The 12,679-nt window shown below is 70.8% G+C and carries 11 protein-coding genes; 6 read left to right on the plus strand and 5 right to left on the minus strand.

Annotation, left to right across the window (positions count from 1 at the left end):
• Window positions 1–299: 299 nt before the first annotated feature.
• The 6 genes from ACFSL4_RS13995 (at window position 300) to ACFSL4_RS14020 (ending at window position 6,519) form a co-directional block, all read left to right on the plus strand.
• A complete protein-coding gene (locus tag ACFSL4_RS13995) occupies window positions 300–1,586 on the plus strand; it encodes a polysaccharide deacetylase family protein (RefSeq protein WP_381082290.1) in 1,287 nt (428 codons plus the stop codon).
• A gap of 77 nt (window positions 1,587–1,663) precedes the next feature.
• Window positions 1,664–2,305, plus strand: coding sequence for a TlpA family protein disulfide reductase (locus tag ACFSL4_RS14000; RefSeq protein WP_381082292.1), 642 nt, complete (start codon window positions 1,664–1,666; stop codon window positions 2,303–2,305).
• A gap of 1 nt (window position 2,306) precedes the next feature.
• Window positions 2,307–3,080 (plus strand): cytochrome c biogenesis CcdA family protein, encoded by a 774-nt coding sequence (locus tag ACFSL4_RS14005; RefSeq protein ID WP_381082293.1) that lies wholly within the window; start codon window positions 2,307–2,309, stop codon window positions 3,078–3,080.
• Window positions 3,081–3,082: 2 nt separating this feature from the next.
• Window positions 3,083–4,894 carry a cytochrome c biogenesis protein ResB gene (gene resB, locus ACFSL4_RS14010; RefSeq protein ID WP_381082294.1) on the plus strand — a complete coding sequence of 604 codons (1,812 nt, stop codon included), beginning with the start codon at window positions 3,083–3,085 and terminating at the stop codon, window positions 4,892–4,894.
• 11 nt (window positions 4,895–4,905) lie between these two features.
• A complete protein-coding gene (ccsB, locus tag ACFSL4_RS14015; protein ID WP_381082361.1) occupies window positions 4,906–5,988 on the plus strand; it encodes a c-type cytochrome biogenesis protein CcsB in 1,083 nt (360 codons plus the stop codon).
• A 120-nt stretch (window positions 5,989–6,108) separates the two neighbouring features.
• On the plus strand, window positions 6,109–6,519 hold the full coding sequence (locus ACFSL4_RS14020) for an SRPBCC domain-containing protein (protein ID WP_381082296.1): 411 nt from the start codon (window positions 6,109–6,111) through the stop codon (window positions 6,517–6,519).
• Window positions 6,520–6,525: 6 nt separating this feature from the next.
• On the opposite strand, the gene ACFSL4_RS14025 is transcribed toward ACFSL4_RS14020, so the two are convergent.
• From ACFSL4_RS14025 to ACFSL4_RS14045, 5 genes are all read right to left on the minus strand, one after another.
• Window positions 6,526–7,599, minus strand: coding sequence for an ABC transporter substrate-binding protein (locus tag ACFSL4_RS14025; protein WP_381082298.1), 1,074 nt, complete (start codon window positions 7,597–7,599; stop codon window positions 6,526–6,528).
• Window positions 7,584–8,069 (minus strand): hypothetical protein, encoded by a 486-nt coding sequence (locus ACFSL4_RS14030; protein ID WP_381082300.1) that lies wholly within the window; start codon window positions 8,067–8,069, stop codon window positions 7,584–7,586. The genes ACFSL4_RS14025 and ACFSL4_RS14030 overlap by 16 nt, the downstream gene beginning before the upstream one ends.
• Entirely contained in the window at window positions 8,066–8,497 is a 432-nt protein-coding gene (locus tag ACFSL4_RS14035; RefSeq protein ID WP_381082302.1) for a hypothetical protein, read from the minus strand. The genes ACFSL4_RS14030 and ACFSL4_RS14035 overlap by 4 nt, the downstream gene beginning before the upstream one ends.
• 691 nt (window positions 8,498–9,188) lie before the next feature.
• Window positions 9,189–11,867: a SpoIIE family protein phosphatase gene (locus tag ACFSL4_RS14040; RefSeq protein WP_381082304.1), complete on the minus strand. Its 2,679-nt coding sequence runs from the start codon at window positions 11,865–11,867 to the stop codon at window positions 9,189–9,191.
• A 399-nt stretch (window positions 11,868–12,266) separates the two neighbouring features.
• Window positions 12,267–12,662: a PLD nuclease N-terminal domain-containing protein gene (locus tag ACFSL4_RS14045; RefSeq protein WP_381082306.1), complete on the minus strand. Its 396-nt coding sequence runs from the start codon at window positions 12,660–12,662 to the stop codon at window positions 12,267–12,269.
• Window positions 12,663–12,679: the final 17 nt, after the last annotated feature.

A 12,679-nucleotide genomic window follows, 5' to 3' on the forward strand; every position in this document is an offset into this window, starting at 1 on the left:
GGCCCGGCTTCGGCCGCGTCCCGGCCGTGGTCCCTGCCCTGCCCTGCCCTGCCCGGCCCGGGACCACGGCCGGGACGCGGCCGTACGGCTTGTGCCCGAGCTGGCGCGCAGGGGCTCCCGGAGGCGTTGGACGAACTGTCGGTGCGCGCCGCCGCTTCGTCACAAGACGTATCGAGTCCTGCCATGTAAACGTATCTCCGTAAAATCCCCTGCATAGGCTCGCGTTCGGCGGAACCGCCGTCTTCGCCGTGCCCTCTGAATGAGTGACCACCGAGAGGGCACGATGAAATGGGGACGGGATGCGGGACATCAGCCGGCGGGGACTGATAGGGCTCGGGGCGGGGGCGGCGGCCACACTGGGGCTGGCCGCCTGCGGTTCCAAGGACGGGGACGGCGGACGGGCCGGCAGCGGTTCCGGCCGGCGGGGTTCCGGCCCCTCCCACAGCCCCACGGCCACCGCGCGCCCCCTCGGTGACGGTTCCACCGCCGACAGCGGCAAGCAGCCGAACCAGCCCGGAAAGCCCGCACCGCTGGAGCCCGGTCAGATCCCGCCGCAGTTCGTGGTCTTTTCCTGGGATGGCGCCGGGGAAGTCGGCAACGGTCTCTTCCCCCGTTTTCTCGACCTTGCCAAGGAACACGGCGCGCACATGACCTTCTTCCTCTCCGGGCTCTACCTCCTGCCGGAGTCGAAAAAGCGCAAGTACCTTCCCCCGAACAACGCGCCGGGCGCCTCCGACATCGGTTATCTGACGGACGGCCACATTCGCGCCACGCTCCAGAACGTCCGGCGCGCGTGGCTTGAGGGCCATGAGGTCGGGACCCATTTCAACGGCCACTTCTGCTCCGGGTTCGGCACGGTCGCGCACTGGACGCCCAAGCAGTGGCGCAGCGAGATCGAGCAGGCCAAGTCCTTCGTCAAGGAATGGCGCACCAACACCGGCTTCACCGATCTCCCGCCGCTGCCCTTCGACTACGACAAGGAGCTGATCGGCGGCCGCACGCCCTGTCTCCTCGGGCAGGACAGGCTGCTGCCCACGGCGCGCGCACTCGGCTGGCGCTACGACGCCTCCTCGCCCGGCGGCCGACAGCGCTGGCCGGAGAAGCGGCAGGGCCTGTGGGACTTCCCACTCCAGCTGATCCCGTTCCCCGGGCACCGGTTCGAGGTCCTGTCGATGGACTACAACATGCTCGCCAACCAGTCTGTCAGGACCACGCAGGCGCCCTCGTACAACTACCCCGGCTGGCGCACCCAGGCGGCGAATTCGTACATAGCCGGATTCAGGAGGGCATACGAGACCAATCGTGCACCCTTTTTCATAGGTAACCACTTCGAGCACTGGAACGGCGGTATCTACATGGACGCCGTCGAGACGGCCTTCAAGCACATCGCGCGCGAGAAGGAGAAGGGCGCCGACGTACGGCTCGTGTCATTCCGGCAGTTCACGGACTGGCTCGACGCGCAGCGGCCCGAGGTCGTCGCCAAGCTGCAGTCCCTGGACGTGGGGCAGCGGCCGGCGGGCGGCTGGAAGGAGTTCCTCTCGGGCACCGGCAAGGGGGCCCCGGGAGACCCGTCGAAGGCCGCCTGAGATGCGGGTTCACGCCCGCACGGCGTCCGCCAGGGGGGTGCGCAAGATCCTCGGAACGGACATGCGAAACTTTTCACATGAGTGCCGCCTGCCGCGCCCCCCGACACCTGAACCGCACCAGTAGCCGCATCCGCACGCGCCGACGCACCGCCCTCACCGCCGCCGGGGCCGCCGTCGCGGCGCTCGTCCTGTCGGCCTGCACCTCCGGCGGCACCTCCGGGGGCTCCGGCAAGACCAACTACATCACCGGTGCCGACGGCATCGCGACCGTCAAGAAGAGCGAGCGGGACGCCGCCCCCGACCTGTCCGGGACGACGATCGACGGCAAGAAGCTGGACGTCGCCGACTACAGGGGCAAGGTCGTGGTCATCAACGTCTGGGGCTCCTGGTGCCCGTCGTGCCGTGCCGAGGCGCCGAACTTCGTCAAGGCCGCCGCGCAGACCGCCGGCAAGGGTGTGCAGTTCGTCGGCATCAACACCCGTGACACCAGCACGGGACCGGCCCGCGCCTTCGAGAAGCAGTACGGGGTCACGTACCCGAGCCTGTACGACCCGACCGGCAGGCTGATGCTCCGCTTCAAGAAGGGCACCCTCAACCCGCAGGCGATCCCCTCCACGCTCGTCCTCGACCGGGACGGGAAGATCGCCGCGCGCACGCTGCAGGCCCTCAGCGAGGAGAAGCTGCACCAGCTGATCGACCCGGTCATCGCGGAGAAGTGACGTGACCGCAGTGTCCACACTCACCGCGGCCGCCGACCCGAACCAGACGGTCCTCAACGGGGCCCTGCTTCTCGCCCTGCCGGTCGCCCTCCTCGGCGGCCTCGTCTCCTTCTTCTCGCCCTGCGTCCTGCCGCTGGTCCCCGGCTATCTGTCGTATGTGACCGGCGTCACCGGAACCGACCTCGCCGAGGCCCGGAGGGGCCGGATGGTCGTCGGCGCCTCGCTGTTCGTCCTCGGCTTCACCGCGGTGTTCGTGTCCGGCGGCGCGCTGTTCGGGTTCTTCGGGCAGACGCTGCAGGAACACAAGGACACCCTGTCCAAGGCGCTCGGCGTGCTCATGATCCTCATGGGCGTGTTCTTCATGGGCCTGATGCCCTGGCTCACCCAGCGCGAGTTCCGCCTCCACAACCGGCCGGCCGCCGGTCTCGTGGGCGCCCCCTTCCTCGGCGCGCTCTTCGGGATCGGCTGGACGCCGTGCATCGGCCCGACCCTCGCCTCCGTGCAGGCCCTGGCGTTCAACCAGGCGAGCGCAGGACGCGGGGCCATACTGACCGTCGCCTACTGTCTCGGCCTCGGCCTGCCCTTCGTGCTCGCCGCCGTCGCCTTCCGCAAGGCGCTGGGCGCGTTCGGCTGGGTCAAGCGGCACTACGCCTGGGTGATGCGCATCGGGGGCGGCATGATGATCGTGACCGGACTGCTGCTGCTGACCGGTGCCTGGGACGGCATCGTGCAGGAGATGCAGAGCTGGTCCAGCGGCTTCACGGTGGGGGTCTGACCATGAGTGACACACGGAGCGCCGACGTGCACAGCGACGAGATCCCTGAGAACCCCAAGGCCCGTGCGGGAGCCGAACCCGACCTCGGGGAGGCCGGATCGCAGCTGTCCACCGCACCCGCCGAGACCGCCATGCCCGGCTCCTTCGGCGGCACCCGCGCCCCCGGCGCCAAGGGCTGGATCGCCTGGACCGCGCGCGAAACCCTCGGCTGGGCCCGCTGGTTCTGGCGGCAGCTGACCTCCATGCGGGTCGCGCTGATCCTGCTGTTCCTGCTGTCGCTCGGCGCGATCCCCGGCTCGCTCATCCCACAGTCCGGCACCGACGCGATGAAGGTGGCGGACTTCAAGGACCGGCACACGGTGCTCGGCCCGCTCTACGACCGGCTCGGGCTGTTCCATGTGTACAGCTCGGTGTGGTTCTCGGCGATCTACATCCTGCTGTTCGTCTCCCTCATCGGCTGCATCGTGCCGCGCACCTGGCAGTTCACGGGCCAGCTCAGGGGCCGCCCGCCGGCCGCGCCCAAGCGGCTGACCCGGCTGCCCGCGTACGCGGCCTGGCGCACCGACGCCGACCCCGCGCAGGTCCGCGAGGCCGCCCTGAAGGTCCTCGGGCGGCGCCGCTTCCGCGCGCATGTCGCCGGGGACGCCGTCGCGGCCGAGAAGGGCTATCTGCGTGAGTTCGGCAACCTGGTCTTCCATGTCGCGCTGATCGTGCTGCTGGTCGCCTTCGCCTGGGGCCAGCTCTACAAGTCCGAGGGCAACAAACTGATCGTCGAGGGAGACGGGTTCTCCAACACCCTCACCCAGTACGACGACTTCAAGTCCGGCAGCCTCTTCACCAGCGACGACCTGGTGCCGTTCAGCTTCAACCTGAAGAACTTCACCGGAACGTACGAGCGCAGCGGCCCCAACAAGGGCACTCCGCGCAAGTACGAGGCGGACATCACCTACAGCGTGGGCGCCTACGGCAAGGAGAAGAAGAGCACCATCAAGGTCAACGAGCCGCTGCACATCGACGACGCGAAGGTCTACCTCGTCAGCCACGGGTACGCGCCCGTCGTCACCGTGCGCGACGGCAAGGGCAACGTCGTCTTCCACGACGCGGTGCCGCTGCTGCCGATGGACGGCAACGTCACCTCACAGGGCGCGATCAAGGTGCTGGACGGCTACCGGAACGCCCAGGGGCAGCAGGAGCAACTGGGCTTCCGTGCGATCTTCGTGCCGACTTTCGCCGGTGCCGGCAAGGGCACGATGTTCTCGCAGTTCCCGGCGCTCGACAATCCGGCGCTCGCGCTGAACGCGTACCACGGGGACCTGGGCGTCAACGCCGGCATCCCGCAGAACGTGTACCAGCTGGACACCAAGAAGCTGAAGCAGTTCAAGGACGCCAAGGGCGACATCCTCAAGGCCCGCCTGCTGCCCGGCCAGACCATGCGACTGCCGGGCGGCAACGGCTCGATCACCTTCGAGAAGGACGTCAAGGAGTGGGCCGGCTTCCAGGTCGTGCAGGAGCCCGGCAGCGGCTGGGCGCTCGGCGGCGCGCTCGCCGCGATCTTCGGTCTGGCCGCCTCCCTGTTCATCCAGCGCCGTCGCGTCTGGGTGCGCGCGACGACCGGCGCCGACGGCGTCACCCTCGTGGAGATGGCGGGACTCGGCCGCAGCGAGTCCCCGAAGCTCCCCGAGGAACTCGGCGACCTGGCAGCGCTGGTTCACGACCAGGCACCCACGAAGACCGACGACCCAGACGCCGACCCCGATCAGGAGCCGGACGCCGCAACCCCCGTACCTGCCGCTGAAGGGGCTCAGACCAAGTGACCCTCGACCATGTGACCCTGGCCATCGCCACCAACGAACACCTCGCGAACATCAGCAACACGCTGATCTACTCCGCGATGGCCGTCTACACGCTGGCGTTCTTCGCCTACATCGCCGAATGGCTCTTCGGCAGCCGCAGCAAGGTCGCCCGCACGGCCAGCGCGCTGACCTCCGAGGCCCCGAAGGAGGCGGCGGCGCCCGCCGTCGCCGTCAGGAAGGCCGGGGGCACCGCGGTGCTGGAGCGGCCCAAGGTCGTCACCCGCTCCACGGCCGGCTCCCGTGACGTGCCGGACGGCCCCGGTGCCCACGGCGGCGACGCACAGGGCGACCTGTACGGCCGGATCGCCGTGTCGCTCACCGTGGTCTCCTTCCTCGTCGAGCTCGGCGGTGTGCTCGCCCGCGCCCTGTCGGTGCAGCGGGCGCCGTGGGGCAACATGTACGAGTTCAACATCACCTTCTCCACGGCCGCCGTCGGCGTGTACCTGGCGCTGCTCGCGCTGAAGAAGAACGTCCGCTGGCTCGGCCTCCCGCTGATCGCCACGGTGCTCCTCGACCTCGGCCTCGCGGTCACCGTGCTGTACGTGGCGAGCGACCAGCTGGTGCCCGCCCTGCACTCGTACTGGCTGTACATCCACGTCTCGACGGCGATCATCTGTGGCGCGGTCTTCTACGTGGGCGCGGTGGGCACGATCCTCTACCTGTTCAAGGACTCGTACGAGAGCAAGCTGCACAGCGGCGGCACCCCCGGCACCTTCGCCACCTCCGTCCTGGAGCGGCTGCCCTCCGCGGCCTCCCTCGACAAGTTCGCCTACCGCGTGAACGCGGCCGTCTTCCCGCTGTGGACCTTCACGATCATCGCGGGCGCCATCTGGGCCGGTGACGCCTGGGGCCGCTACTGGGGCTGGGACCCCAAGGAGACCTGGTCGTTCATCACCTGGGTCGCCTACGCCGGCTATCTGCACGCCCGGGCCACGGCCGGCTGGAAGGGCCGCAAGGCCGCGTACATCGCGCTCGTCGCCTTCGGCTGCTGGCTGTTCAACTACTACGGCGTCAACATCTTCGTGTCCGGCATGCACTCCTACAAGGGCTTCTGACAGGCTCCCGAAACCCGACACCCGGCATACGCGAAGGCCGGTTCCCGTGATCCATGCCACGGGGACCGGCCTTCGTCCGCAACGGGTGCGCGACCCCCGCTCGCGGGCCACGCTGGTGTCATGACCAATCCCATCGAAGAGGGCACAGCCGAGCACCGGGAGGACACGCACGTACGGCACTACCTGCTGCGCCTGGCCCGGCCCGTGGAGGAGGTCTGGACCGCCGTGGCCACCCCTGCGGGCCTGCGGGAGTGGCTGGCGGTCGCCGAGCCCTTCGAACCCCGGCTCGGCGGCGCGGTGGGACTTTGGCTGCCCGGCGGAACGGCCCGGGGACGGATCACCGCCTGGGACGTCGAGCGGGTCGTCGAGTACACGGTGGCCGGCCGCGGCCGCATCCGATTCCACCTGGAGCCGGGCCGCCCGGCGGGCACGACCGTGCGGTTCACGCACGAGAGCGCCGAGGACCGTGATCCGGGCTGGCGGGAACGCTTCGAGCGGCTGCTCGCCGCCGTGGAGGGCGGCGTCCTCTGACGGTGCTCATGCCTGAGGCAGGCAGTCCCCGGCGGGCGCCTTCCCCTCCGGCCAGGCGATCCTCACGAACCGGGACCCGCCCGACGGCGTCAGCTCCACGATCGGCACGGCCTTGTCGTACGGATTGCCGTGCACGTCGAGGCAGATCCACCCGCTCGCCCCGTTCACCCGCTGCGACCCCTTCATCAGCGACCACTCGTTGACGACGTCCCCCAGCGCCGGTGCCACCCGGCCGCTGGGCGTGGCCTCCCGCACCCCCTGCACCACCAGCCGCATGGCGTCGTGGGCGATGATCAACTGACCGTCGTCCAGGACGACCGGTCCGACCGGTCCGACCGGCTCCCGGCCGCTCCGGCCGATCAGCGCGTCCAGGGCCGCGGCGTCCGCCGGACTGCCCCCCGTCGTCGCCTTCTCCCCCTTCCACGCGTCCGGGTGCGCCAGCGCCGTATAGCGCAAGGAGAGATTGCGGGTCAGCGCCGCCCGGTCGAGCCGCCGGTCGCCGGTGAGGTACGAGCCCTCGTCGCCCGTGAGCAGCGTCAGCCGGTGATCCATGCAGCCGCGTGCCCCCAACGCGTTGACGAACTGCCGCAGTTGGGTGTGCCGGCCGGCGAACAGGACCGTGTCCGTGGTCTTCGGGGTGTCGCACACCAGCTGGGTGATCTGCCGGAACTGGTTCGCCGTCGTGCCCTCCTGGGTGCGGTCCGCGGGTGGGCTGAACGGCTGCGGCGGGTAGGGCGATCCGGCCGTCAGCCTCTCGAAGGCGCTCTGCAGCGTACGGGTGTACGGGTCGCCGGGCCTGTCGTACACCAGCAGCGCCCTGCCCGCGGAGACCCGGGCGAAGGACGCGAGGGCGCGGGCCGAGTCGCTATTGGTGGGGGCCACGCGGGCCAGACCGGGGAAGGGGTCCTTTCCGCCGCCGTTGGCGAGGTTGTCGGCGGTGATGGAGGAGCCGACGACGGGGATGCCGCGGCCGGTCAGTGCCTTGACGGCCGCCTTGTTGTTGTCGGTGCTCAGGCCTATGCCGGTCACCGCCCGCAGGCGGTCGGGGCCCTTGGTCATCTCGGTCAGCCGGTCGACCACGTCCGGCCAGTACCTCCCGTCGCGGCCGGTGTTGGCCAGGACGAGCCGGATGTCGGGGTCTCGTGCGTGGCTTCGTGGTTGGCGCGGTACTGGGCGAGGTAGGCACCCTGGAGTTCGTGCAGTGTGTCGTTGACGCTGTCCGGGTCGCTCGTGGTGAACGGCTCGAGGAGTGCGACGGTCACGTAACGGCCCGCCGCAAGACGGCGGTTCTCCCGGTCCACCGCCCGGATGACCTGCGCGAACCGGGGCTGGCCGAAGTCGTAGGCCGTTACCGACACGCCCACGCAGTCGTCGCTGTTCCCGGGACGGGTCACGCCCTTGGCACAGGACCGGTCCTGCTCGCCCAGCCGCAGCCCGCCCCACACCGCGGCGGCCGTGAGCGCCGCGGCGAGCAGCAGCGCCGCATACCGGCGGAACGGGATCTCCCACACGTCCTCGCGCAGCCATCTCCACAGCCGTCCGGCCATCATCGGCCCCCGTCCTCGTCGTCGTCCGGAGCGCGCAGCGGCCGGCCGGCCAGCGCGTCCGACGGCCAGTCCCGCGACGCGCGCCACAGCAGGGCGGTGCCCCCCGGCCGCAGGTTCGACAGTTGCTCCAGTTCGAAGCGCAGCCGCTCGGCCACCTGCGGGTCGGGCAGCACCAGCGGATCGGTCAGCTGCCACACCGCGTGCAGCAGGCGCCGCACGCGCAGGTGCAGCACGGCGTCCGCGCCCTCCGGCGGCCGCTGGGCCGCGTCCGTGCGCCCGAGCGCGACCGCGGCCCTGCGGTCGGGGCCGTCGACGTCGCGGCCCTCGCTGTCGTGCCCGTGGTAGTAGGACGCGGAGGCGATGAAGACGAGCGACGCGAGCCAGTCGCCGACGTCGGTGCCCGGGAAGGTGTCGCGCAGCCGGGCGACCACGACGTCCGCCCGGCCGAGGGCGAGTTCGTGGTGCAGGCGGTAGCGGTCGGCGTCCTCGCTGTTCTGCTCGCCGTAGTGGTCGATGAGGCTGCGGTGGACCGCCGTCCACCGCTCGTGGCCGGCGCCGAGGTGGTGCAGCCGCAGCAGGAGCAGCGTGCGCAGGAACGGGTCGCCGACGAACTGCCCCTCCGCCGTGGGCCATCCCTCCTCGCCGAGCTCTTGCCGAGGCCGCGCCCGCCCGCGAACACCACGAACGGCAGGTCGTCCCGGTGTTCGCAGGGCGTGGACCGCAGCTGGTACGGGCGCAGACCCACAAGCCGCGCGGCGAGACCGGGTGGATCGGTGTCGAACAGCGGCTCCCGGCCGTGCAGCCCTCTGTGCACCGCAGTCTCCCCCTGGCGCGGTCCGGTCCGATGTGCTGCTGTGAGATGTATCAAACCCACTGTAAGAAGGGGGCGTTGATTCGTGCCAGGGCGCGTGGTGTCCGTTGTGTTACGAAAGACCTCCGCTGTCTGGCCGAAGGTGCTCGAAGGAGTCCTGCCGCGCACGGGCACGGGCCCGCCGGTGGGCGGAACCAGGGTGGTCTTCGCCGGATGGGTCCTTCCCGGCTGCGACCCGTGCGTTTCCGGGCGCCGTCGACGGCAACGGCGCGCCGGGGCGCTCGTGCCGCGTCACGCATCGTCCGGCCGCGTCACGCACCGTCCGGCAGTGACTGTTCGCTCCAGATCACCTTGCCGTGGGCGGTGTAGCGGGTGCCCCAGCGCTGGGCGAGCTGGGCGACGAGGAACAGGCCGCGCCCGCCTTCGTCCGTCGTCGCCGCGTAGCGCAGGTGCGGCGCGGTACTGCTGACGTCGGAGACTTCGCAGATCAGACGGCGTTCACGGATGAGCCGCACCCCGATGGGTCCGGTGGCGTACCGGAGCGCGTTGGTGATCAGTTCGCTGATGATCAGCTCGGTGACAAAGGCGATCTCGTCCAGCCCCCAGACGGACAACTGCTGTTCGACGGCTGCGCGCATCTGGGACACGGCCTGGGGGCTGGACGGCACATCCCAGGTCGCGACCTGTTCCGGGGCCAGCACCCGGGTGCTGGCGGCGATCAGGACGATGTCGTCGCTGGGGCGAGGGGGCAGCAGGGCGTCCAGTACCGCCGTGCAGACCGCCTCCGGTTCTTCGCCGGCGTGTGAGGCCAGGGTGTCCCGCAGCAGGTCCAGACCGCTGCCGATGTCGCGGGCGCGGTCCTCGACGAGACCGTTGGTGTAGAGGATCAGCTGGCTGCCCTCGGCGAGTGGGAACTCGGCCTTCTCGAAGGGCAGGCCGCCCAGTCCGAGTGGCGGCCCTGCGGGTATGTCGGGGAACTCCACGGTTCCGCCGGGGTGGACGAGCGCGGGCGGCGGGTGGCCGGCCCGGGCCAGGGCGCAGCACCGGTCGACCGGATCGTAGACGGCGTACAGGCAGGTGGCTCCGGTGACGGCGCCGTCGGCGTCGTCACCGGCCTCGTCGAGGTTCATGCGGTCGACCAACTCGTCGAGGTGACTGAGGAGTTCGTCGGGGGGCAGGTCGAGGGCCGAGAAGTTGTGGACCGCGGTGCGCAGTCGGCCCATGGTGGCGGCGGCGTGCAGGCCGTGGCCCACGACATCGCCGACGACGAGGGCGACGCGGGCGCCCGGCAGCGGGATCACGTCGAACCAGTCCCCGCCGACCCCGGCCTGCGCGGGCAGATAGCGGTAGGCGGCGCTGAGCGCGCTCTGGTCGGGCAGAGCGCGGGGCAGCAGGCTGCGCTGCAGCGCCACCGCCGTGGCGTGCTCGCGTGTGTAGCGCCGGGCGTTGTCGACACACACCGCCGTACGGGCCACCAACTCCTCGGCGACCGACAGATCGTCCTCGTCGAACGGCTCGGGTTCTCGCGACCGGTAGAAGCCGGCCACGCCGAGGACGGCGCCGCGGGCCCGGAGCGGGACCGCGATGAGTGAGTGGATACCGTGGGCGAGGACCCGCCGGGCACGGTCGGGGTCCTGGGCCCGCCAGCCGGCGGCCTGGCCCAGATCGGGCTCGATGACCGATTCGCCGTGCTCGTAGCACCATGCCTGCGGTGCCGAGGAGGCGAGCGCGAACCGGGTGCCCTCCGGGTACAGCGGGTGATCACCGCGGATGCCCTGGACGGCCGTGCGGACCATCTCCACGCCCGTGCCCGCCGGCTCCTCGCCGTGCAGAACGGGCTCGGCGAGATCGACGGTGACGAAGTCGGCGAACCGGGGGACGGCCACCTGGGCCAGTTCCTCGGCGGTGCGCCCGATCTCGAGTGTGGTGCCGATGCGTACGCTCGCGTCGTACAGCAGCTGGAGGCGTCTGCGGGCCGCCTCGGCCCTGCCGGACAGCACCCGCAGCTCCGTCGAGTCACGCAGGGTCGTCACGCTGCCGGGCGGTCCGCCGTGCCGGTCGGTGGGCCGGTTGTTCACGACCAGCAGTCGGTCGCCCACCGGATGCACCTCATCGGTGGCGATCCGGCCCGACGCCAGGAGACCGGCGATCGGCGGGGCGAGCCCGAGCTCGGTGACCTCGCGACCCTCGGCCTCCTGCTCGATGCCGAGCAGCCGGGACGCCTCGTCGTTGGCGAGTACCAGCCGCTGATCCGCATCGGTGATGAGCACGCCCTCGCGGACGGTGTGCAGCACCGCGTCATGGTGCTCGTACATGCGAGTGATCTCCCCGGGGCCGAGACCGTGGGTCTGGCGCAGCAGCCGCCTGCTGAACAGCGCCGTGCCCCCCGCGACCAGGACCAGGGCGCCTGCGGCCGAGCCGAGCAGCAGAGGCAGCTCGCGGTTGACCATGCCGCTCACCCGCTCCACCCTGATCCCGGAGCCGACCATGCCGATGACCCTGCCCCGGGCATCGGTGACCGGGACCACCGCCCGGACAACCGAACCCAGGACTCCTGTGACCTCGTCCGAGACCACCTCGCCGCGCAACACCGGCTCGACATCGCCGACGAAACGCTTTCCGATCAGCTCCGGTCTCGCATGGGTGTAGCGGATGCCTTTGGTGTTCATGACGACGAGGAACTCGATGCCGGAGCCCTTGCGCGCCGCCTCGGTGCGCGGCTGCAGCACGGCTGTCGGATTCTCCGCGTTGAGCGCCTCCACGATTCCGGGAGCGTTCGCGAAACTCTCCGCAGCGGCGAGCACCTGGTTGCGGGCATCCCGGGTGCCGTTGCGCTGTGCCTGCAGGACCAGGGCCACCACGGCCACCGCGACGAGCAGGACGAGGACGACCACCTGCAGCACGAACATCTGCCCGACGACGCTGCGCACGCTCAGTACCGGCACTCGCCGCCGAGCAGTCGTCCGAGATCGGCGGAAAGAGACGATCATGACTCATTCTTGCACCGGGCCCAGGCCGGGGCATCCCGGTAGGCCAGCCGCGGTGCCGCCCAGGGGCACCCGGTCGCCGCCCGGCGCGAGCCGGCCGGCGGCTCGGGCCGGGATCCGCGACGGCTGCCGCCGAGCCTGCCCGTCCGCGGGGACGCCGCAGTCGCCGGGCACCGGTGCCGCCTTGCTCTTCGGCCTCCGCCTCCACTCCGGCGGCCCGGCTCGCCGCCCGGGGGGACGCACCGGTGCCACGGCATCGGTGCCCGCCGGGTGGTCCGCGGCGCCCACGTCGAGGACGACGCCGGTGCGCTGCCGTGGTGTCCGGTGCCGGGTCCGGTGTCCGAAACCCCGTCGACGGCGCCGAGCGGATCCGGTGGCTTGGTCGGCCTGGGGCCCGGTGGCTCAGTCGCCCTTCGGGTTCTCGCCCCGCTCGTGCCGCCGCAGTTCCTCCTCGCGCCGCCGCAGGTCGGCCTCCCAGTCCTTCAGAAGCGCCTCGTCCTTCTTGTTCTCCTCCTTCAAGGACCGGAGGAACTCGGGGTTGTCGTCGGGCGCGACCCAGGGCGTGCGGTGGTTGCGGTGCCACTCGGAGGGCGTGGAGCCGTTCGCCGGGGCGTGGCGCACCTTGCCGACGACGAGCCAGGCGATGGGGCCGACCAGGACCTCGCCGAAGAGCAGGATGATGATGACCCAGACCACCTTGGGCAGCCCCCGCACCTCTTCCTCGGGGGTGTTCAGGCAGTCGATGAAGGCGTAGATCCACAGCGCCAGGACCAGTAGATAGGGCAGATACCGGAACATGGTGGTGAGATCCCCCA

The organism is Streptomyces caeni, from assembly GCF_042678285.1.
Classification (GTDB): Bacteria; Actinomycetota; Actinomycetes; order Streptomycetales; family Streptomycetaceae; genus Streptomyces; species Streptomyces caeni.